Raw genomic sequence first — 25,083 nt, 5'->3', positions numbered from 1 at the left:
ATGAGTGCCATGAAAGTATGTCACTGATCATGCTTTTTTCACGTCCTGTGAGGTGGCTCACACGTAGGCGATGGCCACCGGTATCCGACGCGGACGTTAGGCACCCAAGGTTCCCGAACTCCGGAACTTGAGTTCTTAACTGTCGTGGGTCAGTGAGTCGGTCAGGGCATTGGGTTCCTGTCGGGCCCAGCGATTCAGTTTTTCCTCCAACTGGCGCAGCAGGCGGGCCATGGCGCCATCTGACGACCAGGCGACATGGGGTGTCACAATAACGTTTGGCAAGGCCGCCAATTGCCAGATGATGTGCTCGGGCGGGGGTGGTTCACTGCTGGCCACATCCAGCGCCGCGGCGCCGATGACGCCCCGGGTCAGGGCATCCAGTAAATCGGGTTCAACCACCAAATCGCCCCGGCCGCTGTTGATGAGCAGGGCGTGCGGCTGCATCAGGCTCAGCGTGTATTGATTGATCATGCCCCGGGTCTGGTCAGTCAGCGGGCAGTGCAGGCTCATTACATCGGCCAGCGACAGCGCGGTTTCGAAGGCGGTGTACCCCGGCCTGACGGTCTCTGCCCCGGGCCGTTCAGCGTAAATCACCGAGAGTCCCAGGGCTTGAGCCCGGGTCGCAACCGCTGTGCCCAGATCACCTTTGCCAACAATCACCAGGCGCTTACCACTCAGGGTGTTGATCGGGGCGATACGGTTGCAGAAAAAGGGGCTCTGGCTCCAGCCTTTGTTGTCGGCATCTCTGAGGTAGGCCTTCAGGTTCCGGGCCAGTGCCAGCATCATCATGATGCAATGCTCACCGACGGCGTCAACGGCGTAACCGGTGGCATTGAACACAGCAATGCCCCGGGCCCGGCAGACCTCCAGATCAACGTTGTTGGTACCGGTGGCTGTTACGCCAATGCACTTGAGGTCCGGTAGCCGGGCCAGTAGGGGTGCATCCAGCACCACCTTGTTGACCAGAGCAATATCAGCCTGCTGCAAGCGTTCGAGACGCTGTTCGGGTGAGGTTTTGTCGAAGCTTTGCCAGTCGGTTACGGTGTCTGGTGGCGTCAGTGTTTGTTCGTCGGGGAAGGTGGCGGCGTCGAGGAATACGGCTTTCATGAGGGCTCCGTCAGCGGTGACTCTGTGCCACTGAATGTACCCTATTCAGAGAGCCAGTGCCCACCTTGCAGACACCGGCTCTGCTTTTGTTTCAGCCGACTACCCGGACGCTCAGACCTTGAAGCGCGACAAATTTTGCCGGATTTTGCGGCTGACGCCATGTAACTCGTCCGACTGGGCGGTTGCCTGATCGACGTTGTCGGCCAATTGGTTGGAGGCATCCTGAATGGCCGTGGCGATGCGGCTGATCTCCTCTGTTGCGATGTTCTGCTCGCGAGAAGCCTCCGCAATGCTCTGTGCCCGGGAAGAAATGTCTTCTATCGATTCGGCAATCACGTTAAGGCTGGTGGTTACCTGCTGGGCGCTGCTGGCCGTTTCATCGGTCAGGGTTTTGCTGCTGGTCATGATCGACACGGCCTGTTGGGTCTGCTCCTGCAGGGTTTCAATCATGGTCTGAATCTCGCCGGTAGCCTGGTGCGTGCGTTGCGACAGAGCCCGCACTTCATCGGCAACCACGGCAAAACCACGCCCCTGATCACCGGCACGAGCCGCCTCAATGGCCGCATTCAGAGCCAGCAAATTGGTTTGTTCGGCGATGTTCTGAATGGTCGACAGAATGGTGTTGATCTCCAGTGCCTGCTCATCCAGTTTACCGATAACACCCGTGGCGGTATCGATCTGCCCGGTCAGTTTGCCCATACGCTGACGATTCTCGGCGGCATTACCCATGCCGTTCTGGCCTTCAGTCGAGGCTTTCTGAGCCGCTTCGGCGGTATCTCCCGCATTTTGTGCCACCTCGGCCGAGGTAGACGACATCTCGTTAATGGCGGCGGCTACCTGGCTGATTTCGCTCTGCTGTAACTGAATGGCATCGTTATTGGCCTTGGCATTTCTGCGCGAGGAATCCGACAGGGTTTCCAGCTCATGGGAATAGCCAAGGCTTTCCGACACCAGTTGATGCACCGATTCAACGAACTGATTGAACGATTGGCTGAGCGAGCCGATTTCATCGTCGCGCACAACTGTGAGCCGGCGAGTCAAGTCGGCTTCACCCTGGGCAATATCAGACATGGCCGAATCGAGCCCGGCCAGGGGCCGCAGCAGATAGGAAATCAGAAATCCGGAAACGATGGTCACAATCAGGATGGTCAGGGCAGATACCAGGGTGTTGCTCAGTGCCAGGGCACCGAGTCCGGCAAAGGCCTCACTGCTTTTGACCATTAAGACGACCTGCCAGTCGCTGCCTTCAATCGGGTAGGCGGCACTGAGCCAGTCTTCACCATTGACGGAGACGCCAGAGGTGGTTGTGGTCAGTCGGGCATTGCCGATCAAGCCATTGAGATTCTCTCCCAGCCGGTTTTCGTCGGGGTGAACCAGAAACTGGTTGTCGCCATCGACCAGTGCCGCATAGCCCGACTCGCCCAGTTCAACCCCCAGCACTTCCTGAACAATATCGGTCAGGGCTACGTCGGCGGCAAGCACATTGGCGCCCACCGGTTGGGCAAAGCTCATCACCAGACCCCCAGAGGACGCATCAATATAGGGGGCGGTAACAATGCGTTGCTGTTCCTCCTGAGCCTGAATGAACCAGGGCCGGGTGCGGGGGTCGAAATCATCGGGCAAGGATTCAGCCGGGAACATGATCATGTCACCAGCCCGGGTACCCAGGTACATATAGAGAAAGTTACCCGCGTTGTTGCCCTGGGTAAGCACCGGAATCGGATCGGGGGCGTTGGCAATCGCCTGGGCGGCCGACTCGACCACCTGTGCCTTGCTGGCCAGCCAGTTACTGACAAAGCGCCGGGTACTGGTGCCGCTGCGTTGCACCGTGTCGGAGACCGACTCAACCAGTGCCGACCGGGCTTGCTGGTAGTTATAAACACCGTTGATGGCGACCAGCACCAATACGCTGAGCGCCACCCCGACCATCAGGCGGGTGCGAATAGTCCAGGACGTCATGAGTCGGGCTCCCAGGAAAAAGAATACCAAGCCATTCGTATTTGAATGACCGTTACCTAATATATAGTTCAGGTAACGGCACTTCGGCCAGTTTCTGGAAACCGGTGACTCGCTCAGACGGGCTGGTTAGCCTGCACGGCAGTCAGGGCAATGGTGTAGACGATGTCATCGACCGTGGCACCGCGTGACAGATCGTTCACCGGCTTGCTCAACCCCTGCAGCATGGGGCCGATGCTGACCACATTGGCGCTGCGCTGCACCGCCTTGTAGGTGGTGTTGCCGGTGTTCAGATCCGGAAAGATGAATACTGTGGCTTTCCCAGCCACATTGCTATTCGGGGCCTTGCTGGTAGCAACCGAAGGGGTTGATGCGGCATCGTATTGCAAGGGCCCGTCGATGAGCAGGTCCGGGCGTTTTGCCTGCGCCAGTTTGGTTGCAGCGCGTACCTTTTCCACGTCATCGCCAGAGCCTGATTCGCCGGTGGAGTAACTGATCATCGCGATGCGTGGCTCTATGCCAAACGCCAGGGCCGAGTCGCCACTCTGAATGGCAATGTCGGCCAGTTGTTCAGCATTCGGGTCCGGGTTAACGGCACAGTCGCCATAGACCACCGCCTGGTCGGGCAGTAGCATAAAAAATACCGACGACACCAGGCTGGCATCCGCTCTGGTCTTGATCAGCTGCAGCGCGGGGCGAATGGTATTGGCCGTGGTGTGCACCGCACCGGAAACCAGGCCATCCACATCGCCTTCGGCCAGCATCATGGTGGCCAGCACCACGGTATCTTCCAGTTGTGCTTCAGCCATTGGAGCCGTTAGACCCTTGTGCTGGCGCAGGGCAACCATGGGTTGAATGTACCGCGGGCGGGCCTGCTCCGGGTCGACGATTTCAAGGTCGGGCGGCAGCGTCAGGTTGCGGCTGGCGGCGACTCGCTCTATGTCGTCACGCTTGCCCAGCAGCACGCAGTGCGCGATGCCACGCTGCTGGCAGGAAATGGCTGCCTGCACGGTTCTGGGTTCATCTCCCTCAGGCAGTACGATGCGCTTTTTGGCCTGGCGGGCACGACCGACCAGCAGGTGTCGAAAAGCCGGGGGCGACAGTCTCGGTTCGAGGCCGACCCGGGCACGCTGTGCCAGCCAGGCGCCATCCAGATCGGCCGCAACCGCGTTCATTACGGCATCCATGCGGTCGACATCGTCGACAGGAACTTCGGTGTTCATGGCGTTCAACCGCTGGGCGGTCACGAAGGTATTGGAGCTGACTTCCATCATCGGCAGGCCGGTGGCAAAGGCGGCCTGGCACAGATCGATGACGGCGTTATCAAGTTTCAGTCCACCCGTCAGTACCAGGCCGGCCAGGGGCACGCCGTTCAGAGCGGCCATGCAGCTGGCCAGAACGATGTCTTCGCGATCGCCCGGGGTCACTACCAGGGTGCCAGCTTTCAGGGTATGCAGCATGTTGCGCATGGTTCGCGCGCAGACGGTGATGGCCTGGACTCTGCGGGTCTCCAGCTCGCCACGATTCAGCAGTGTTGCTTGCAGATGGTCAGCAACATCGCGGGTGCGGGGGGCGACCAGCAGCGGATTCCAGCGAATACCCCCCAGGAACCGGAACGACGGGTTCGAAAAGACCCGAAGCGAGGCGATGATCTTGTCGGGGTCGGTGGGAATGGCCAGATGCTGTTCGCCGTCTTCACTCGGTAATATTTGCTGGTAGTCGGGTTCTGGCGCCCCGATTTTGTTGAGTATGCAGCCGATCACCCGGGCGTTGTCGATGCCGCCAAACAGGCTGGCGCTGACCTGAATTCGTTCGTTCAACTGCGCCGTACTTTCTGCGTTTTTGGCGGCCACCAGAATGACGTCGGCATCCAGTGCCCGGGCCATGTTCAAGTTCAGCTTGCCGATGTAGTTTTCATCACCCAGCGGCACCAGCCCTTCGACGATCACGACATCCGCCTCGCCTGCCGATTGCTGGAACAGCTGGATGACGTCTTCCATTAAATCATCTGTCTTGTTTTGAGATAACGCCTGCTGGGCCGTCGCCAGGCTGATCGGGGCGGCCGGATGCAGGCCGAGCGTGGCGTTGATCAGGTGGGTGGACCGTTCCGGCCCCGGATCCGTGCCATAGCGCTGGGCGATGGGTTTGCAGAAGGCCACCCGAATACCAAGTTGATCCAGTGCCCGAACCAGGCCCAGGCACACCGAGGTCAGACCGGTACCGGCACCGATGGCTGTCATGAAAAAAGTGTGTTGCACAGGCGCTCCCTGTTGATCAGTTAATAGGCGTTTCGTTGATCAACCGCAGGGTGTCCTGCGCGATCATCCATTCTTCCCGGGTGGGAATGACAGCAGCAACCGGGCCCTTGCTTGCTGAAATTTGGCCCCGGCTGTCACCGTGCGCTTTGTTTAGGACATCGTCGAGTTCAAACCCGAATACACCCAGGCGTTGCAGAACATTAGCGCGAATATCAACGGCGTTTTCACCGATGCCTCCCGTAAAAATCAGGGCATCCAGCCGGCCAAGCGATGCCGCCAGACCGCCGATCTGGCGGGCCAGGCGGAAACAGAACACATCGATGGCCTGGCGCGCCTGACGGTGCCCGCCGGCCGCCGCTTCGGTAAGCGTGCGCATGTCGTTCGACAGTTCCGAAAGACCCAGCAGGCCACTGTCGCGGTTCAACATCTGGGTCACATCGGCGATGCTCCAGCCGAGTTGCTCACTCAGGTATTCATGCAAGCCCGGGTCGATATCGCCACTGCGCGTGCCCATGACCAGCCCTTCCAGGGGGGTCATCCCCATGGTGGTGTCGATCGAAAAACCGTCGGAAATTGCGGTTGCACTGCAGCCGTTGCCCAGGTGCGCTGTGATAATCGCATGCGATTCAGGGTTCAACTCCAGTTGTTGCACCGCCTGTTGCGCTACGTATTTGTGACTGGTGCCATGAAAACCGTAACGTCGAACGCCCTGCTCCCGGTAGAGTTTCATTGGCACGGCATAGAGAAAGGCCTCCGGATCCAGCGACTGGTGAAACGCCGTATCAAAGACAGCGACCTGGGGCACTGACGGATACAAGGCCTGCATTACCTGAATGCCCAGCACATTCGCCGGGTTGTGCAGAGGAGCCAGGTTGGCGCAGGCTTCAATGCCGCGCAGGGTGGCCTCGGTAATGCGGGCTGAATCGGTAAAGGTTTCACCACCGTGTACGACCCGGTGGCCGATACCCGCCAGCGGTTCTTTTAATGCAAGGCGGGTCACGAGGTTGTTGACCGCTTGTAAGGCCCCCGAGTGACCCTGGCCGGGCAGGGGTGTGGTGTGTTTTTCTTCATCGAGATGCCAGTTCAGTTCGGCACTGCGAGTGTTGAGCCGATCGACTGAACCCGAAAGGATGTCGCGGCCGGTGGTCATGTCGAACAGCGAAAATTTGAGCGATGAACTGCCGGAATTAATAACAAGCACCGGAACTACAGCCATGGAGTTGAATCCTTAACCGGTTTGATGGCGGGCCCAACAGGGAGCCAATAGTGTGTAAGATAGATCGAGCTGACGCCTACAGACTGACGCAGAGTCAGCGCGCCATTACAGTGCCGGAGTTTGGCAAGTCGTGAACCTTAAATGAGTATATAAGATGATAGCTACCTTGGGTAATGACCTGCATCAGGTCCCGACGCGTGCCGTCCGGCGTCGCCATCGGCGAAGCCTCCTGCTGCTGGTTGCAGCAGCGTTGTGCTGGTTTATGACGTTGCCAGCCTGGGCCATGCCCGAAGGGTACGGAGTACTTCAGGGTGGTGGCTATTTTGTCGGCCGGGCCGAGCCCGAAAGCCACGTAAGGTTTGCCGGGCAATCCGTACCGGTAGACGCTGAAGGCCGCTATATTCTGGGTTTCGAGCGCATGATGAAAGGCGAGTATCCGTTATCTGTGCGTGTGCCCGGGCAGGCAGAACAGCGGTTTCAGCTGGAAATTGAAGAACGGGACTATCGAATTCAGCGCGTCGACGGTCTTGATCCGTCCCGGGTAAACCCGCCTGAAGAGCAGATTGCCCGCATACTGGCCGAAGCGGAACGTGTCAAGGCAGCCCGCGCTCGCCGGGTCGACAGTGAAGGCTGGCTTGAGCCTTTCGTCTGGCCCGCCTATGGGCGAATCTCCGGCGTCTATGGCAGCCAGCGTATTCTGAACGGAACGCCTTCAGCGCCGCACTGGGGCATTGATGTTGCGGTACCCACAGGCACACCGGTATACGCGCCAGCCTCCGGCGTTGTGACGCTGGCAGAACCGGATTTGTATTTCAGCGGTGGAACGGTGTTGCTGAACCACGGTATGGGGCTGACGTCCAGTTTTCTGCATTTATCCGGTGTGCATGTCAGTGTGGGCGATCGGGTTGAACAGGGTGAATTGATCGCAGCGGTGGGCACAACGGGTCGTAGCACCGGGCCGCATCTCGATTGGCGCGTAAGTCTGGCCGATGTGCGCATTGACGCCGGCTTGATGGTGCCGGAGCAGGAGGACTTGTGCACCGTGGAAGGCGAGGGCGATCAGATTGTGGTACTGGTGCACGGACTGGGCCGAACCGATAGGTCCATGGCCAGGCTGGCGGGTGCTCTGCAGGAGGCAGGCTTTGCCACCTGTAATCAGGAATACCCAAGCCGAAAGGAGACCGTCCCGGAGTTGTCGGCCTACGTTGCGAACGCGGTGGAGCGGGTGAACCGGCAGGGTTACGACACCGTTCATCTGGTGACCCATTCACTTGGCGGCATACTGGCCCGTTACTGGCTGCAGCGCGCTGATCTGCCGGGCCAGGGGCGGGTAGTGATGCTGAGCCCGCCCAACCACGGCAGTGAAGTGATCGATGCCCTGGGAGACCAGGCCTGGTTTCAGTGGATTATGGGGCCCGCGGCGCTGGAACTGGCCACCGATGACGAGGCGCTGGTGAACCAGCTTGATCCCATCGATGTGCCCGTGGGGGTCATTACCGGCACCCGCTCCAGCGACCCCTGGTTCAATGTTCTGTTTCAGGGTGATCACGATGGCAAGGTATCGGTGGCCAGTGCCCGCCTGAGCGAGGCCGATGGCTTCCGTCTGGCAGAGGCTGGTCATACCTTCATCATGAACGATGAGGACGTGCGGTTCTGGGTGGCCTTTTTTCTGACCAATGGCTTCTTTCCCTGAGCTGGAATCGTGGCTTTACAACGCATCGCAAAGCTTTTTCTCCGGCCGGGGGTGCTGTTGCTTGAAAAATAGGAGAAGCTGCGATGGCGCAGTAACACAATACCGTCTAACAACAAGAACAAGACTGGCACTGTGCACAGCTCACGCGATCACCGGATTGCAGGTCATGTCTGAACAGAAAGTGAACAAAGCCGACAATGCGGGCCTATGCGCCGTTTGAAGGCTTGTGTTTCTGACAAAAAATCCTCAACATGAAGTGGTCCCTTTGGGAAACATAATAACAGCGAGAGAGAACTCTATGATTAAAAAAACACTCTTGGGCGTAGCAACCGCTGCAGCACTCGTCGGTGCCGTACAGGCTGAAGAAGTAAAAATCGGCTTTCTGGGTGGTTTTACCGGCCCTATTGAAAGTTTGACACCACCCATTTATGACGCTGCGCGTCTGGCAGTCAGGCATGTGAATGGTCAGGGCGGCATTCTGGATGGTGACATTCTGGTCATGCCCAGTGCTGATACCACCTGCGTTGACTCGTCGGCCGCTACCAACGGTGCCGACCGACTGATCAACTCGGAAAATGTGACCGCTATCGTCGGTGCCCTGTGTTCAGGGGCGACCATTGCCGCCGCCAACAACGTAGGCATTCCTGCCAGTGTGGTGATGATCTCACCGGCGTCTACCTCGCCGGCGATTACAGAGATGGATGATAATGATCAGGTTTTCCGTACACCGCCGTCTGACGCTTATCAGGGCGAAGTTCTGGCACGGTTGCTGATCTCCAAAGGTATTAACGATGCCGCGGTCACTTATGTGAACAACGACTATGGCAAGGGCCTGGCCGATGCGTTCGCGGCGGCCTATGAAAACGAAGGTGGCATGGTCATGGCCAATGAAGCGCATGAAGACGGCAAAGCCGATTATCGTGCTGAAATTGCTTCTCTGGCGTCTACCGGTTCACAAAACCTGGTCGTGTTGGCCTATGCTGACGGGTCTGGTCAGACGATCCTGCGCCAGGCGAACGAGAGCGGCAACTTCGTCACTTACGTTGGTGGTGATGGTATGGTCGGTGACGGCCTGGTTCGGGCTGTGGGCGCCGACGTGCTTGAAGGCATGATTGCTACCAAGCCGGGCACCCCGGATCTGCCAGGATCAGCTGTGTTTGCCGGGTTGGCCGAAGCGGTTGAGCTGGATCCGAACGCGACCTTTGCCGGTCAGTCTTACGATGCCGCCTTTATTATTGCGCTGGCCATCGAATCAATGGGCGAAGACAGCCGTGAAGGCCTGAGCGACCATGTCCGCCGCGTAGCGACTGCGCCGGGTGAAGTGATCCTGCCGGGTGAGTGGAGCAAAGCCAAGCGTCTGCTGGCAGCCGGTCAGGACATTAACTACGAAGGCGCAACCGGTCAGCACGAATTCGATGACAGCGGTGACGTTCCTGGCGTGATTGTTGAAATGACCGTGCGTAACGGTGCGTTTGTGGAAGTGGGCGAAGTCCAGTAAAACAGACGGGTTACTGCTCCACGAACAGATACTGAGTTCGTTAAAAGCCGGCCTTTTGGGCCGGTTTTTTATTGGGCGGCCAATCGCTGCCAAAGCCGGTTTACCGATGGGTTCCGAACCAGTGCACATCGATACAGCCGGATCTCCAGTGGCGCATGCCAGCGCTCAGCCCCGCAGATTACCAGTTCACCCTCTCGAAGTTCCCGACGAATACAGAGCTCCGGTACCCAGGCGATGCCAGCGCCGGTTAATGCCATGCCTTTCAACCCTTCCGCCATGGCGGTGTCGTAGACGGTTTTCAGCCGTAATCTGATCGGGTCCTGCTTTAACATCAGCCGTAATGTCCGCCCCAGAAAGGCCCCGGGTGTGTAGGCCAGTAACGGAATTTCTTCCTGGCCTTCACTGTCGAGCGAATAGCGTGGCTGGTCGGTGCCAGGCAATGGAACTGACACAGGAACCAGGCGCGTGTGTCCCAGAGTAATGGAGGGAAAGGTATTGGCATCGAGTTGCAGGGTGGCGTAGGAGTCATAATAGATTTGAAGCAAATCACACTGGCCTTCGCGCAGGGCATGCAAGGCTTCTTCAACGTTCATTGCCACCAGGCGCATGTTCAGGTTGTTCATCACATCCCGGTGCTCGGTCATCCAGTCGGGGAAGAAGGAGAATGCCAGCGAATGGGCGGCAGCAACGCGCAGCGTTTGCTGGTTTGCGTCCAGCCCGCGCAGTCGGCTGACGGTTTCACGCAACTGAGACATCACAGTTCTCGCCGTCAGCAGGAACAGCTGGCCTTCGTCGGTCAATTTCACCGGCGTTGTTGAGCGGTCCACCAGCGGCACTGCCAACGTGGTTTCCAGCGCTTTAATGCGTCGACTGAATGCTGGCTGAGTCACAAAGCGACGTTCCGCCGCGCGGGAAAAGCTCAGGGTATCGGCCAGGGCAACAAAGTCCTCCAGCCAGCGCGTTTCAAAGTCCATTCAAGCTCCTTAGTATGCAATATATGCATACTATAGCTGAAAACGGCATTGGTCGGCGAGCCATGCGTAGCGGCACAATGCGTTCTCCGGTCGCCGATTTGGCAAGCCGGACACACCCGGAGGACAGAGAAAACCATCATGCTGCCAACGCAGAACGACGCCGTCACTCGCATTGCCCCTGAACCCACTCAGCCAACTCGCCTGGAACGCGACTTGCTCGGTCAACGGCCCGTCCCGGTCGGGGCCTACTATGGTATTCAGACGCTACGCGCCGCCGAAAACTTTGATTTGTCGGGCGTGACGCTGGCTCACTTTCCAAAACTCATAATCGGGCTGGCCATGGTTAAAAAAGCCGCCGCCGCCGCCAATGCAGAGCTCGGTTTGCTGGAAGAGCGCCGGTTTCAGGCGATCAGTGCGGCCTGTGATCAACTGGTCGCCGGGCAGCATCATGACCAGTTCATTGTCGATATGATTCAGGGCGGTGCCGGTACGTCCACCAATATGAACGCCAACGAAGTTATCGCCAATCTGGGGCTGGAATGGCTCGGTCATGCAAAAGGCGCATACCAACACCTGCACCCCAATAACGACGTCAATGCTTCCCAGTCGACCAATGATGCCTATCCGACGGCGATTAGGGTGGGTTTGCAATTGTCGCACGCAGAACTGGTCGATAGCCTGGCGCTGCTGCGGGATGCGCTGGCCGACAAGCGTGACGAGTTTGCCGATGTACTCAAGATGGGCCGTACCCAGTTACAGGATGCGGTACCGATGACGCTGGGCCAGGAATTTGGCGCCTTTGCCACCACCCTGGGTGAAGACATCGATCGCATTGCCGGCCTGTTTGATCTGCTGCGGGAAGTCAACCTCGGCGGCACCGCCATCGGCACCGGTCTGAATGCCCACCCGGACTATGCACAGCTGGCGGTGACCCATTTGTCGCGACTGTGCGGACACCCGATGCGACTGGCGAATGATCTGATTGAAGCCACTTCAGACATGGGAGCCTTCGTGTTGTTTTCCGGTATGACCAAACGGCTGGCGATCAAGCTGTCGAAGATGTGTAACGACTTGCGCCTGTTGTCGAGCGGCCCCCGGGCCGGGTTCGGTGAGATTAATCTGCCAGCTCGTCAGCCTGGCTCCTCCATCATGCCCGGCAAGGTGAACCCGGTGATTCCCGAGGCAGTAAACCAGGTCGCATATCAGGTGATCGGCAACGACCTGGCCATCACCATGGCGGCTGAAAGCGGGCAGTTGCAATTGAACGCTATGGAGCCACTGATTGCCTATAAACTGTTCGATTCAATGCGCTTGCTGCGTCGCGCCATGGATATGCTACGCACCCTGTGCATCGAAGGCATTACGGCCAACCGGGCGCATTGCCTGGCACAGGTGAACGCCTCCATCGGCGTCATTACCGCGCTGAACCCCTACATTGGTTACGACAATGCAACCCGCCTGGCTAGCCTGGCCTTGGTGACAGGGCATAGTGTCAGGGATCTGGTACTGGCCGAAGGGCTGATGCAAAAAGCGGAGCTGGATGAGGCGCTGAGTCTTGAGCGACTGGTATATCCCGGTCGAAAGACGGTGCCGGAAACGGCTTAATGTCCGGTAAGCCAGTGGCCCAGCGTCGCCAGTCTTGACGGAGTGGGCCCACCTTTGGCTTCGCGCCGATCGCCCGCATTGAACAGGGCATACATGCCTCTGACGCCCATCCAGCGCAGGGGCTCGGGCTCCCAGCGTCGAACCCGGCGGCCAACCCAGGGCAGGCGGGTCAGGTTGGTGTCCCGACCCAGAGTCAGATCGCAGAGGGTGCGTCCGGCCAGGTTGGAGGTCGATACACCCACGCCGACATACCCTCCGGCCCAGCCGAGGCCCGTTTTCGGGTCGAGACCAACGGTGGCACACCAGTCGCGGGGTACCGCCAATACCCCACACCAGGCGTGATCAATGCGAGCCTTGCTGGCAGCCGGGAAGTGCCGGTTCAGAATTTGGATCAGGTGGCGAATGGTGTCGGGGTCGGGTGTGCCCCTGTGGTCAATTTGACTCCCCAGACGATAGGGCAGGCCACGACCACCCACCGCGATTCGGCCTTCACGGGTACGCTGGCAATAACAGTAGGCATTGGCGAAATCACCTACGATCTCACGGCCGTTCCAGCCGATCTGCTGCCAAACTTCGGGTGGCAACGGCTCGGTGATAATTTGGGCCGAATTGAGGGGCAGCCAGTCCCGTTCCGAGCCGGGCAAAGTGGCCGTAAATCCTTCAGTGGCTCGCAGAATGATGGGCGCCGTTACCCTTCCTTTGTCGGTTTTAGCGGCGCCTGGCTCCAAAGCGATAACCTTCGTTTGTTCGGCGATCCGCACACCCAGCCCCTCAACCACCCGGGCCAGCCCCTGCACCAGTTTGGCAGGCTGGATACGGGCGACGTTATCAATTTCCATCGCGCCCAGTGCGCCGGGTATCGAGATTCGAGCGGCAACGTCTTCCTGGCGCAGTGCCCGAATCCGGCCCGCTTCGCCCCAGGTCTTTCGGTGTTCAATCTCGGTGTTCATGCGGTGCAGCTGCGCCGGGTTGGTGGCGATCAGCAATTCGCTGGTGCGATGGATATCGGCGTCTATGCCCTCGGCCGATGCCACAGACAGAATTTCATCGACGCTGGACCCCATCGCATCGACCATGGCCCGAACACCCGCTGCATCACCGTTGCTCAGGTACCTTTCATGGTCCCAGGCAAAGCCACCCGTTAGCCAGCCACCGTTACGCCCCGATGCGCCAAAGCCGGCGAACTCGGCTTCGAGAATGATGACCTTTAATTCCGGAGCAGATTTCTTAAGGTAATACGCCGTCCAAAGACCGGTGTAGCCGGCACCAACGATGCAAACATCGGCAGTGACATCACCATCAAGAGAAGGTCTGGGAGGCGGAAAACCGCCGATATCCTGATACCAGAAAGAAATCTCGCCTGTGGTTATCGGCCAATTATTGGAGGACATGGAGAGCTCAACTGTATTGTCAGTCTTTAGGCTAGAGCATTCTACGTGAGACTGACAGCCAGACACAAAAAAGGGGAGCTGCAAGCTCCCCTTTTAACTGCCTTCATCAGGTCAGGCGTGATGCGCCACCTTTTCCGGAAACAGCCCTTTGGGAGCGTAACGCAGCACCAGGCTGATGGTCAGGCCGATCACGAATACCCGCGCCTGAAGCGCTCGGCTATCGAGATCACCGGGTGGTTGCCACTCAAACCAAGCGGTGCCCAACTGGCGTGCCATATCGATCAGGAACAGCGCCGCGGGTTCTGACATGGTCCAGATGATGTAGATAAACACCGCGCCAAAAATGGTGCCTTTATTGTTACCGGCACCACCCAGAATCACCATGACCCAGACAAGAAAGGTGTGGTTCAGAGGCAGGAAGCCACTGGGGTCAAAAATGCCGTTAAAGGTGACCAGTGCAGCACCGCCAATACCCATCAGCACTGAGCCCAGAATAAAGACTTCCAGGCGGCGACGGTTGACGTCTTTGCCCATGGCGGCCGAGGAGTTCTCGTTGTCGCGGATGGCGCGCATGGTGCGGCCCCAGGGGGCATTGTAGGCGCGGTACAGCAGGAAGTAGATGACCGCAATCAGTACCGCGGTGACCGACAGATAGGCTGCACGGGCTGCAATAAAGCCGATTTCCCCGGCCTGTGGTACTGGCCAGGGCAGGGGCGATACCGTCAGTGTGCCCCGGGTCAGCCAGTCGGCATTCTTCAGAAACGCCTTGATGATTTCGGCAATGCCCAGTGTCGCGATGGCAAGGTAGTCACTGCGCAAACCCAGGCAAATATGGCCAATGAAATAAGCAATGCCGCCCGCAATGGCACCGCCGACCAGCCAGCCGACCCAGACCGGCAAACCAAAACCGCCGATGAATCCGGCTTCTGACTCAATCGCTTCGGCAACGGGTCCCAGTGAGGTGACGACCCAGAGGTACAGAATGGCGGAAGCAACAACGATCAGTGGCAAGCGAATCTTCTTGCTGACGCCGACACGCTTAAGTTGAGTGAGACCGTAAATGATGGCGACCGACAGTAACGCTTTGAGGCCAACGCCGCCGAGTTGGCCGGGCAGGTCGGTGCTCCAGAAGTCGTCGTTAGTCGGGAAGCTGAACAGCATGGTAATAAAGCCGCCGAGGGCGACGAACCCCATGATGCCCGCGTTAAACAGACCGGCATAACCCCATTGAATGGTCAGGCCCAGTGCCAGAATGGCATAGCAGCTGGCTTCAGCTAGTACCCGGACACTGTAAGCAGAGCCCTGAGAGGCAAATACGATCAGAATCAAAGCAGCCAGCAGGCTGAACAGGATGATGTCTTTCTTTGGCAGTTGCATCAGATGATCTTCCCTTTAAACAGGCCGGTTGGTCGCCAGATGAGAATCGCCAACAGGATGAAAAACGGAATGGTGATTTTGTATTCGGTGGGCACAAACGCCAGGGTATTGGGCAAGTCCAGCGCGGGGATAGCTCGCTCCAGCGGGCGCAGTACAAACGTCCAGTTGAATACTGCCAGCGTTTCCGTCAGGCCAACCACAAAACCGCCAGCCAATGCGCCATAAGGACTACCGACGCCACCGACAATGGCCGCCGCAAAAATGGGCAGCAAAATCATAAAGCTCAGGTCAGGCTTCAGCGTCACGTCCAGTGACAACAAGGTGCCGGCCGCACAAGCCAGTGCACCGGCGATGATCCAGGTGACACCGACGACGGTGTTGGTGTTGATGCCAGAGACCTTGGCCAGATCCGGATTGTCCGACATGGCGCGCATGGCTTTGCCCAGCCGCGACTTGTTCAGGAACAGGTGCAACGCAATAACGGCAAATGCCAGAGACAGGAACAGCAACAACTGAGGTTCGGTGACCACCAGATTGCGCGAAGCCGACTCAAACGGCAGGTCGATGCGGAAGATCGCCTTGCGATCATCAACGTACAGGCTTTGCGTGCCGGTGCCGGCGAAGAAGCGAATCAACCCCTGCAACATCAGCGTTACGCCGACCGACGCCATGACCATGACGACCGGTTTAACGTTATTTTCCCGAAGTTTTTTGTAGAACAGCTTGTCGATGCCCACGGCAATAAAGGCCGTCGCTACCATGGCAAGCGGCATCATCACAAAGGCGGTGGGCAACCCGATGGCCGGGCCTACTGCGGGAAACAATGCCGTCAGGATCAGCACCAGAAAGGCGCCCAGTGTCATCATGTCGGCATGGGCAAAATGGGCAAAGCGCAGAATACCGAATACCAGGGTGACACCGATGGCACCCATGGCGTAGATCGATCCGATCACCGCGCCGTTGATGACCACACTGTTAAAAAAGAAAATAAATTCGTTCACAACGGACTCCTATTAACCGTCAGCCACCCAGGAAGCTTTTTGCCACTTCCGGATCGTTCAGCAGGTTCTGGCCTGTATCGGTAAAGCGGTTTTTACCCGCCGCCAGTACGAACCCCTTGTGCGCAATGCGCAGTGCCTGTTTGGCATTCTGTTCAACCATCAGCACGCCGACGCCGCTTTCATTAATCGCGATCACCCGCTCGAAAATCTCATTCATGTACAGCGGCGAAAGACCGGCCGTTGGTTCATCGAGCAACAGCAGGCTGGGTTCAACCATTAAGGCGCGACCCATGGCGACCATCTGACGCTGCCCGCCCGACAATTCGCCGGCGGGTTGTCTGCGTTTGTCTTTCAGGTCAGGGAAAAAGCTGTAGACACGTTCGAGCATGTAGCTGAAATCATCGCGCCGGATAAAGGCACCCATTTCCAGGTTTTCCTCAACCGTCATGCTGACGAAAACATTGTGCTCCTGAGGGACAAAACCCATGCCCTTGTGCACCAGCTTATCGGGGGACAGGTTGGTGATGTTGTCGCCACGCAGTTCGATACTGCCTTCACTGACGTTGAGCAAACCGAAAATGGCTTTCAGGGTGGTTGATTTACCGGCGCCATTGGGGCCGACAATCACGCCAATCTCACTTGATTCAATGGCCATGTTGACGCCATTGAGGATGTTCATGCCGCCGTAACCGGCGTGAATGTTTTTGCATTCAATCAGTGCCATATTACGCTCCGGCCTCGTTCGGATCACTGCCAAAATAGGCTTCAATCACCTGGGGGTTATTGCGGATTTCCTCAATGGTGCCCTCGACCATGACACTGCCCTGGGCGAGTACGATCACCGGGTCGCACAGCTCGGCGATCATGTCCATATCGTGTTCAATCACCAGAAAGGTGTAGCCCATTTCCTGATTCAGCCGTTTGATATTTCCTACCAGGTCTTGCAGCAAGGTACGGTTTACACCGGCCGCAATTTCGTCGAGCAGCACTACCTTGGCATCTACCATCATGGTGCGGCCCAGTTCCAGCAGTTTCTTCTGGCCGCCAGATAGGTTGCCAGCCAACTCATTCTTGACATGATCCAGACCGATGAAGTCGATCACATCCATGGCTTTTTGCCGGACGCTGGTTTCAAAATCGCGCACTTTGCCGGGCTGAAACCAGGTGTTGAAGATGTTTTCGCCCGGCTGATTGGGCGGCACCATCATCAGGTTTTCCAGCGCCGACATGTGCGTGAATTCCTGTGCAATCTGAAACGTTCGCAGCAGGCCTTTTTCAAACAGGACGTTGGATGGCAGGTTGGTGATGTTTTCGCCCGCCAGTGTGATGGTGCCCCGGTCGACCGGAAACGCACCGGCGATCAGGTTGAACAAGGTTGATTTACCAGCCCCGTTGGGGCCAATCAGGCCAGTGATCGAACCTTCCTCAACGGCGATGGAGCAGTCATTAATGACGTGCAAGCCGCCAAAGGCTTTCGATACGCCCTGTACTTCGATGATGGATCCCATTAACCCTCCCACATTCAGTCTTCAACCGTCGCTCTGCGGCAACTGGTCGCATCAAGTGATCGCGCTGTCCAATTCTGTAAACACACCGCCGGCCCGAGGGATAAGGTTCCGGTCGGTGATAGCCGCTGTACAATAACGGGCAGTCAGGGATAGAGATTGGTCAACCCTGATGATACCCGGTTCGTCTGGCTGGTCGTGATCACGCTCGAGAATTGGAAGCTCGATCAATGTTTGATTTTTTATTGTTGATCGTTGCGTCAGTGAGGACGCCCGAAGTGTTGACGGCATGGCCGGCCACTTCTTGTCGTTTTGATGCCCCGCAACCTTACCCGATTGCAAGGGGCTAAGATAAAAAATCCCGGCGATTCTACCTTGTACACCTGTAAAATCAAAAGGAAAGCCGGGTAAATCAGGGCTCCCAGCCTGTATTTTCGACCACAGAGGCGGGTTCTTGTGTAGCGTCAGCGTGACAATCGGGCCCGGTGGTTAACGGGTGGAATGACAGCCCGGTCCCCTGTCCCCTATACTGCGCGACCCGTTTCCATAAAGCCGTACCCCATGCTCAGTTACCGACACGCCTTTCACGCAGGCAACCATGCCGACGTGCTCAAACACCTGGTACTGATCCAGTGCCTCGATTATCTGACGCGCAAGGACTCGCCCTTGCGGTACATCGACACCCATGCTGGCGCAGGCATGTACTCGCTGACCGCACCACAGGCGCAAAAAACCGGTGAAGCCACAGAAGGCATTGTTCGATTGCAGGCCAAACCCGGTAATCATCCGCTGATCAAACGGTATTTGAGCCTGGTCGCTCAGGCGAATGACTCGGCAGCGGGTAACCTGTACCCGGGCTCACCCTGGATCGCGCGGCAGTGCTTGCGTCCGCAAGACAAGCTGGTGCTGACCGAGCTGCACAGTAAGGATTACGATGCCCTGGAGTCCCAGTTCAAACGGCAAAAGCCAGTCAAAGTAGCTCGCCAGAATGGCCTCGAGCGCCTGGTCTCTGAATTGCCGGTACCGGAGCGCAGAGCCTTTGTGCTGGTTGACCCTTCTTACGAAGTTAAAGCGGAATACGACGACGTTGCCACCGCCGTCAAACGCGCCATGCAGCGGATGTCGACGGCCGTCATCGCAGTCTGGTTTCCGGTGGTGCAGCGTGAGCGGGTCAGAAAGCTGGAGCGACAGCTGACCGGACTGGCAGAAATGCAGGTCTTTGAATTGGGCATCGCGCCGGATTCGCGTGAACATGGCATGACGGCCAGCGGCCTGATGGTCCTGAACCCACCCTGGGGTCTGGATACGGTGCTGGAAGAAGTCATGCCTGACCTGATGTCGGCGCTGCAGGTCCCGCAGGATGGTTTTTTTCGCATTCGCCGCCATCCGGTCAAGGGCACGCCAGGCAAAGGTGCTGCAGGCCGGGGCTGATCAGTCGACCCGCCGTTTGCTCCAGCCCAGGGCGATCAACCCGGCCAGTGGCAATAGCGCCCAGTAAGGCCCGCCCCAGCGCTGATAGGGCGTCAAACCCTGCCTCAGATTGATACTGCCGGTCACGGCAGCCACTTCAAACTGCCTGCTGCGCTCCAGAATCTCACCGTTGGCGTCAATCAGGGCGCTGATGCCATTCTGAGTAGAGCGCACTATGGCCCGGCTGTTTTCAATCGCCCGCATCCGGGTAATCTGCAAATGTTGGTGTGGCGCCAGTGAATCACCAAACCAGGCATCGTTACTGACCATGATCATCAGGTCCGATTCCCGGGCCAGGGCCATCGTCAGGCCCGGATAAGCCGCTTCATAACAAATCACCGGTGCCAGATAACGCTCCTCGCCGCGGTGCATCCAGGGCATGGGCGCTTGCGGCTCGGGTGCCGGTGTCAGCGTCGACATGGGGATATTGAAAAAATTGATCAGGCCGCGCAATTGCTGTTCAAACGGCAGGTATTCGCCAAAGGGCACCAAATGCTGTTTGCGGTATTCGCCATCGGCCGTCCCAAACCCAAGCAGAGCATTGAAGTAACGACCCTCCTGCTGAGTGACAATGCCGGTGATAATGCCCTGCTGGCGCTCATTGCCTACGCGTTCCAGGTCTTCAAGATAAGCCGGAATGCGTTCCGGCCTTACCGTCAGCGCAGCTTCCGGCCAGATCATCAGGTCGGCGCTGTCGTAGCGGCGCGCCTGCTCACTGTAAAATTCCAGCGTGGGCCTTACCTGGCTGCTTTGCCACTTTTGCGCCTGAGCAACGTTGCTTTGAATGGCGACGACATCGGCGCTGTCGATAACAGTCGACCAGCGCTCGGCTGGCAGCACAACGCCCAGCCCCATCGACACCACGATAACAACCGCACCCAGGCCGGGTGCCCAGCGCAGGGAGCGGTTCACCTGTGCAGGCAAGGCCATCGCCAGCGCAGCGGAGGAGAACGCGATAATCGCACTCAAGCCATAAACGCTGAGCACAGCCCCCAACTGCCCGGCCGGTGTATCGGTCAGTGCATAGCCGGCAAACAGCCAGGGCATGCCGGTAAACAACCAGCTTCTGACCCATTCAAACACCAGCCACAGCAGGGGCGCAGTGAGCCACTGGCTGCCACGGCCCTGCTTGAAAAAACGATGATACAACCAGGCCTGAAGGCCCGGTAACAAGGCTATTGCCAGACAAAATACCGTGGTCATCAGAACCGACAGGGGGATCGGAGTGGCCACAGTCCGCATACTGCCATAGACCCAGGAAATACCCAGTCCGAACAAGCCAGCGCCAAAACACCAGCCCAGCCAGAAGGCTTGCTTTGGCGACTGAGCGCGTTCCGTTACCCAAAAATATCCAATCAGGCTCAGCCAGGCTAAAGGCCAGAAACCGAAAGGCGCCAGTGACAGAGGTAGCAGGATGCCGGAGAACAACGACAACAGTGCCAGCGAGGCGCTGGAACGTAAAACAGGAGCGGTAGGCATCATTACGAGAAGAGTCCGACGGATTGCAAGCCAGTGCGCATAATGCCCAGACTGGGTGAGGTTTTGAAGTCATGCTGCAGTCGAGTGGTGTAAAGCCGCTTTAGATTATCCCCCTCAATGCGCTTCACTGGCAGGTTGCAAACAAGCAAGGGTCGGTCGTCGTATCGATGCACAGCCATGGAAACCGTCAAAACTGTGACGATGTACTGGCTTTTGGTCGAAACCACATCAATGTGCGTGCATTGAATTCACAGTTGCGACCTTAGCGGCTAGCATTATGTTTGAAGCAAGCTGTAAAGCGCAGCCGGTTTAAAATTGAGCACCTACAAGGTAACTAAAAAAAAATGAAGACCCTGGCACTCAAAGACATATCAGCCGTCTCACTTGATGATTTGCTGGGCGGCATTTCATTCTTTCGGGAATTGCGCGAAGTCGACCCGAAGCAAGCCGAGTTTCTGGCCACTTATGCCCGGGTAATGGCTGCCGACCCCGGCGAAGTTGTTATCCACCATGGTGATCATGATCCCAGCTTTTATTTTCTGTTGCGCGGTCAATTGCTGGTGTATCCGGACGACGACCATATTAAGGGCGAGCCGCTGAGTATTATTACACCAGGGCATGTGTTCGGCGCGCTGGCAATGATCTGCAACGTCGACCGCACCGCCACACTGGTTGCCGACCCAAGTGGCGGTGAAGTGAAACTGGTGGCCATCGATGGTACTGGTTTTGGAGAACTGAACGATTACACCCGGGTACGCCGGCACACCAAAATTCTGTTCTATCGCATGGTGGTGGCCAACACTCGGTGGAAGCTGGAAGTCTACCGCATGCAGCAGCCCAATCATGTGATCAGCCGAGACATGCGTAAACTGGAACTGTATCGGGGAACGCCAAACAGCGAAGAAGAACTGCAGTCACTGGCCCGTCAGGCGCAACAGATGACTGTATTGCTGATGCGCTGGAACAACTTGTTCTACGAGGAAGGCAGTGGCGATAACGGCGCCAGCCCGATCAATACTGACTGACCAGCCTGGCACGACCAGGCATTATGGCTTGAAGGAAGGTACACAAAATGGAACTGAAGGCTTTTATCCGTCACGGCGTTACCTGGGCTCGGTGGTCTTTGCTGGTGCTCGCTGCCGGATGCTGGGCTGAATCGACCGATACCGACCCAAGGGCCATTGAACTGCTTGAGCGAGTCGACACCCTGTACCAGCAGGATTCGGCACGGGCCATCATGACCATGAGCATTGTTACCCCGGATTTTGAACGGTCATTGTCGCTGGAATCCTGGTCGCTCGGGCTCGATTATGCGCTGGTCAGGGTGCTGGAACCGCAGCGCGAGCGAGGCGTCAGTACACTGCAACGCGACAACGAAATGTGGAATTATCTGCCCAAAATTCGCAAGGTCGTCAAAGTGCCGCCTTCGATGATGATGGGCAGCTGGATGGGGTCTGACTTCACCAACGATGACCTCATGCGCGACGTCTCCCTGGTGGAGGAATATCGGGTACAGCTAAGCGAGACAGACACGGAGTATCAGTTGGACTTAACGCCCCGTGAGCAAACGGTAACCGTCTGGGGGGCCATGGAGATCACCATTCGCAAAGCGGATCTGCTCCCGGTTCGCCAGCGCTACTTCGATGAAGACGGAACCCTGATGCGCGTCATGGAATTCAGCGACATTACCGACTACGGTGACATCACCTTACCTGCCACTATGACGCTGACGCCCATGAACAAGACCGGACACCAAACCACCGTAACCTATCAGGAACTGGATTTTGGAGTAGACCTTACCGAGGACTTCTTCACACTCAATAACCTGCGCCGTCCGTTCTGAGTCGCCCCCATGATGATGCTCAAACTCGCCTTTCGGAACATTCTGCGCAACCGGCGGCGAACCTTGCTAACAGTACTGAGCATGGCTGGCGGCTACTTGCTGGTCTCAGTGCAGCTGTCCGTTACTGAAGGCAGTTATGATCAGGTGCTCGATTTTTACACTCGCGACACCACCGGTCACGTTCAGGTGACCGTGGGCGGCTTTGTAGAGACGCCAACGCTCTACAAAGCGTTCAGCTTAACCGACGACCTGCAGCAAGCCATCGACGCCGTGCCCGGTGTTCAGGCCACGGCGCCGCGTATCGAAAGCAGCGCGCTGGGCTATGGTGACACCCGCAGTTTCCCGGTAAGCGTTAGAGGCGTCGACCCCAAACGCGAGGCTGCACTGTCTTTTCTGGCCGACAAGGTCAGCGCCGGGCGCTACCTCACCAGTGAAACCGATGACCAGGGCTACGCCGGTGTGATGATCGGTGCTCAGGTGGCGCGGCAATTGTCACTGGGTGTCGGTGATGAACTGATACTGGTGTCGCAGGGGGCCGATGGCTCTCTGGCGAACGATCTCTACCGGGTGCAGGGTATTCTGGGGCAACCCGGTGATGCGGAGGAGCGCTGGGTGGTGATGCCGCTGGCCGCCGCTCAATCCTTTTTCGTGTTGCCGGGCAAAGTACACCGGCTGGTCATTCTGGGTGCTGATTATCGGAGTGCCCCGCGACTGGCAGAGCGAATCGGTGAGGTGTTGCCAGGCCAGGAGCTGAGTGCAAGCCCCTGGCAAACGGTAGCAAGGGAATTTCATGAAACCATGACCGCCGATAAAGAGGGCGGCTTGATCACCCTCTACGTGATTGTCTTTCTGGTCTGCATTGGTGTTCTCAATACGGTATTGATGTCGGTATTGGAACGCACTGGTGAATTCGGTGTATTGAAAGCCATCGGAACATCGCCCGCGCGACTGTTCTGGTTGATTATGCTGGAAACCCTCTTGCTGGCGGTAATTGCCTGCCTGCTTGGTGGCTTGGTGGCGTTACCCATTAACCTCTGGTTCACCTTGCAAGGCATTGCGCTGGCAGAGCCGATGGAAATTTCCGGTATCGTGTTCTCCCATTATCGGGGCCAGATGTCAGCCTATGTGTTCGGTTTTCCGATGCTGGTGATACTGATTGCCGCCGCGTTGATTGCCCTGATGCCGGGCTTTCGAGCAGCCCGCATTGTGCCGGTCGATGCGATGAGGACACTCTGATATGGGATTAACCGGCCGACTGGCTTTGCGTAACCTGGCGCGTAACCGGCGACGCACTCTGCTCACTGCCATGATCATCAGCCTGAGCCTCACCGCCCTGATGTTTACCGATGCGCTGGTACAAGGCATGACAGACACCATGGTTCGCTCAGCGACCCGGCTGTATTCCGGTGATGCGCAAATTCACCATCGCGACTTTATGGCGCGTCAGGATGAAAGCCGGGTGATCGATGATCCGCAAGCCGTGCTCGACCAACTGGCCCGGGAGCCTGACGTTGCCGGTTTCGCCGCCCGAACGCTGGCTTTCGGCATGGTATCAAGTGCGGCCAACAACCGTGCCGTGCAGGTGGTGGGCATCGACCCGGAGGCTGAAGCCGGGGTGTCCAAAATTGCCGGTGCGATGATCGCCGGTGACTATTTGTCGGAAGCAGGGCCGGTCACTCAACTGCTGATTGGGGATCGACTTGCCGAACTGCTGGAAGCCGATCTGGGTGACCGCATCGTGGTCTCGGTGAACAACCAGCTCTCTGAAGCTGCCGAGCAACAATTGTTTAGAGTCAGCGGAATATTTCATCTGAACGCCCGCGCCATGGACGAAAACCTGGCGTTTATCCGCTTGCCCGAAGCCCAGTCGATGATGGGGCTCGACGGCGCCGTCCATGAAATTGCGTTTAACATGACCTCGGCTTCCCTGGCGACGGATACCAGCCTCGGCTTATGGCAGCGCCTCAGCAACGACCGCTGGGTCGCCCAGGGCTGGACAGAGCTGATGCCGCAACTGGCGACCATGCTGCAACTGACTAACAGCAGCACGATCATTGCCGGGATCGTGCTGTTTATTCTGGCTGGGCTTGGCGTAATCAACGGGCTGTTTATGTCGATTTACGAGCGAACCTACGAATTTGGAGTTTTGCTGGCGATCGGCACGCGCCGGCGCCAGCTGTTTAAACTGATTATGACCGAAGGGCTTATTCTTGCGCTGGGGGCTATTGTTATCGGCCTGATATTGGGTCTTCTACTGATTACCTGGTCTGCCTCAGTCGGTATTGATTATGGCTCCATGGAAGTCTCCGGCGTTGCGCTGGCCGAAATCATCCGGCCACAACACCGGTTCATGCAATACAGTGCCTTGCCATTTTGGGTGCTGGTAATGACCCTGGTGGCCTGTATTTACCCGGCCATTCACGCAGCGAGAATTGTGCCTGCGAAGGCACTGCATAAGAGTTTGTAGTGGCCAAATAACCCAAGTTTCGGAGTTAGGTTTTACTTTGGTGTCAGGAGCCCGTGTCAGGCACCGGGTGTACCTATCTGGGGGCGGCGTGAACCCATCCATGGGGCCTAGACTTCGGCATCCATGCCTCAGACTACCCCAGATAGGTACACCCGGCACCTAACACTCAAACGGTGGTGAATTGGGGATCGTAGGTTAGCGACGGGTGGCAGGGTTGCTCTTGCGGGGGTATCTGAGGCATGG

General features: G+C 57.6%; 19 protein-coding genes. 8 read left to right on the top strand and 11 right to left on the bottom strand.

Annotated features, from left to right (window positions below; genetic code table 11):
- Positions 1–135 precede the first annotated feature (135 nt).
- From ACHUE7_RS09200 to ACHUE7_RS09185, 4 genes are all read right to left on the bottom strand, one after another.
- Positions 136–1,107 (bottom strand): D-2-hydroxyacid dehydrogenase, encoded by a 972-nt coding sequence (locus tag ACHUE7_RS09200; RefSeq protein WP_394169703.1) that lies wholly within the window; start codon positions 1,105–1,107, stop codon positions 136–138.
- A 111-nt stretch (positions 1,108–1,218) separates the two neighbouring features.
- Positions 1,219–3,066: a methyl-accepting chemotaxis protein gene (locus tag ACHUE7_RS09195; RefSeq protein WP_394169702.1), complete on the bottom strand. Its 1,848-nt coding sequence runs from the start codon at positions 3,064–3,066 to the stop codon at positions 1,219–1,221.
- A 113-nt stretch (positions 3,067–3,179) separates the two neighbouring features.
- Positions 3,180–5,303, bottom strand: a complete 2,124-nt coding sequence (gene pta, locus ACHUE7_RS09190) for a phosphate acetyltransferase (protein WP_463558922.1) — start codon at positions 5,301–5,303, stop codon at positions 3,180–3,182.
- A 34-nt stretch (positions 5,304–5,337) separates the two neighbouring features.
- Positions 5,338–6,537, bottom strand: a complete 1,200-nt coding sequence (locus ACHUE7_RS09185) for an acetate/propionate family kinase (RefSeq protein WP_394169700.1) — start codon at positions 6,535–6,537, stop codon at positions 5,338–5,340.
- A gap of 154 nt (positions 6,538–6,691) precedes the next feature.
- Between ACHUE7_RS09185 and ACHUE7_RS09180 the strand changes: the two genes are divergently transcribed.
- Both ACHUE7_RS09180 and ACHUE7_RS09175 read left to right on the top strand, forming a co-directional pair.
- Positions 6,692–8,230: an alpha/beta fold hydrolase gene (locus ACHUE7_RS09180; protein ID WP_394169699.1), complete on the top strand. Its 1,539-nt coding sequence runs from the start codon at positions 6,692–6,694 to the stop codon at positions 8,228–8,230.
- A gap of 298 nt (positions 8,231–8,528) precedes the next feature.
- Complete coding sequence (locus ACHUE7_RS09175) at positions 8,529–9,728, top strand: ABC transporter substrate-binding protein (RefSeq protein WP_394169698.1); 1,200 nt, start codon at positions 8,529–8,531, stop codon at positions 9,726–9,728.
- A gap of 68 nt (positions 9,729–9,796) precedes the next feature.
- Here the strand turns inward: ACHUE7_RS09175 and ACHUE7_RS09170 are convergent, their stop codons facing one another.
- Entirely contained in the window at positions 9,797–10,702 is a 906-nt protein-coding gene (locus ACHUE7_RS09170; protein WP_394169697.1) for a LysR substrate-binding domain-containing protein, read from the bottom strand.
- A 138-nt stretch (positions 10,703–10,840) separates the two neighbouring features.
- Between ACHUE7_RS09170 and ACHUE7_RS09165 the strand changes: the two genes are divergently transcribed.
- Positions 10,841–12,307, top strand: a complete 1,467-nt coding sequence (locus ACHUE7_RS09165; protein WP_394169696.1) for an aspartate ammonia-lyase — start codon at positions 10,841–10,843, stop codon at positions 12,305–12,307.
- Here the strand turns inward: ACHUE7_RS09165 and ACHUE7_RS09160 are convergent.
- The 5 genes from ACHUE7_RS09160 to ACHUE7_RS09140 all read right to left on the bottom strand — a co-directional run bounded on the left by ACHUE7_RS09160 (position 12,304) and on the right by ACHUE7_RS09140 (position 17,584).
- Complete coding sequence (locus ACHUE7_RS09160; RefSeq protein ID WP_394169695.1) at positions 12,304–13,698, bottom strand: NAD(P)/FAD-dependent oxidoreductase; 1,395 nt, start codon at positions 13,696–13,698, stop codon at positions 12,304–12,306. The genes ACHUE7_RS09165 and ACHUE7_RS09160 overlap by 4 nt on opposite strands.
- A 111-nt stretch (positions 13,699–13,809) precedes the next feature.
- Positions 13,810–15,075, bottom strand: coding sequence for a branched-chain amino acid ABC transporter permease (locus ACHUE7_RS09155; RefSeq protein WP_394169694.1), 1,266 nt, complete (start codon positions 15,073–15,075; stop codon positions 13,810–13,812).
- On the bottom strand, positions 15,075–16,076 hold the full coding sequence (locus ACHUE7_RS09150) for a branched-chain amino acid ABC transporter permease (RefSeq protein WP_348475661.1): 1,002 nt from the start codon (positions 16,074–16,076) through the stop codon (positions 15,075–15,077). The genes ACHUE7_RS09155 and ACHUE7_RS09150 overlap by 1 nt, the downstream gene beginning before the upstream one ends.
- 19 nt (positions 16,077–16,095) lie before the next feature.
- Positions 16,096–16,800, bottom strand: a complete 705-nt coding sequence (locus ACHUE7_RS09145) for an ABC transporter ATP-binding protein (protein ID WP_348475660.1) — start codon at positions 16,798–16,800, stop codon at positions 16,096–16,098.
- Between the two features lies 1 nt (position 16,801).
- Positions 16,802–17,584 (bottom strand): ABC transporter ATP-binding protein, encoded by a 783-nt coding sequence (locus ACHUE7_RS09140; protein ID WP_394169693.1) that lies wholly within the window; start codon positions 17,582–17,584, stop codon positions 16,802–16,804.
- Between the two features lie 558 nt (positions 17,585–18,142).
- Between ACHUE7_RS09140 and ACHUE7_RS09135 the strand changes: the two genes are divergently transcribed.
- The gene (locus tag ACHUE7_RS09135; RefSeq protein WP_394169692.1) at positions 18,143–19,012 is read left to right on the top strand and encodes a 23S rRNA (adenine(2030)-N(6))-methyltransferase RlmJ; all 870 of its coding nucleotides are present in this window, start codon (positions 18,143–18,145) and stop codon (positions 19,010–19,012) included.
- On the opposite strand, the gene lnt is transcribed toward ACHUE7_RS09135, so the two are convergent.
- On the bottom strand, positions 19,013–20,533 hold the full coding sequence (gene lnt / locus ACHUE7_RS09130) for an apolipoprotein N-acyltransferase (protein ID WP_394169691.1): 1,521 nt from the start codon (positions 20,531–20,533) through the stop codon (positions 19,013–19,015). It lies immediately after the preceding gene.
- 341 nt (positions 20,534–20,874) lie between these two features.
- Between lnt and ACHUE7_RS09125 the strand changes: the two genes are divergently transcribed.
- From ACHUE7_RS09125 to ACHUE7_RS09110, 4 genes are read left to right on the top strand one after another with little or no spacing between them, the layout of a single operon-like run.
- On the top strand, positions 20,875–21,555 hold the full coding sequence (locus ACHUE7_RS09125) for a cyclic nucleotide-binding domain-containing protein (RefSeq protein WP_348475656.1): 681 nt from the start codon (positions 20,875–20,877) through the stop codon (positions 21,553–21,555).
- 47 nt (positions 21,556–21,602) lie between these two features.
- Positions 21,603–22,373 (top strand): outer membrane lipoprotein-sorting protein, encoded by a 771-nt coding sequence (locus ACHUE7_RS09120; RefSeq protein WP_394169690.1) that lies wholly within the window; start codon positions 21,603–21,605, stop codon positions 22,371–22,373.
- A 9-nt stretch (positions 22,374–22,382) separates the two neighbouring features.
- A complete protein-coding gene (locus ACHUE7_RS09115; RefSeq protein ID WP_394169689.1) occupies positions 22,383–23,609 on the top strand; it encodes an ABC transporter permease in 1,227 nt (408 codons plus the stop codon).
- A 1-nt stretch (position 23,610) separates the two neighbouring features.
- Entirely contained in the window at positions 23,611–24,840 is a 1,230-nt protein-coding gene (locus ACHUE7_RS09110; RefSeq protein ID WP_394169688.1) for an ABC transporter permease, read from the top strand.
- Positions 24,841–25,083 lie beyond the last annotated feature (243 nt).

The organism is Saccharospirillum alexandrii (assembly GCF_043641555.1).
In the GTDB taxonomy this organism is placed as follows: Bacteria; Pseudomonadota; Gammaproteobacteria; order Pseudomonadales; family Natronospirillaceae; genus Saccharospirillum; species Saccharospirillum alexandrii_A.
The sequence above is the reverse complement of the archived record's forward strand: the minus strand, read 5'-3'. Positions and strand labels throughout refer to the sequence as shown.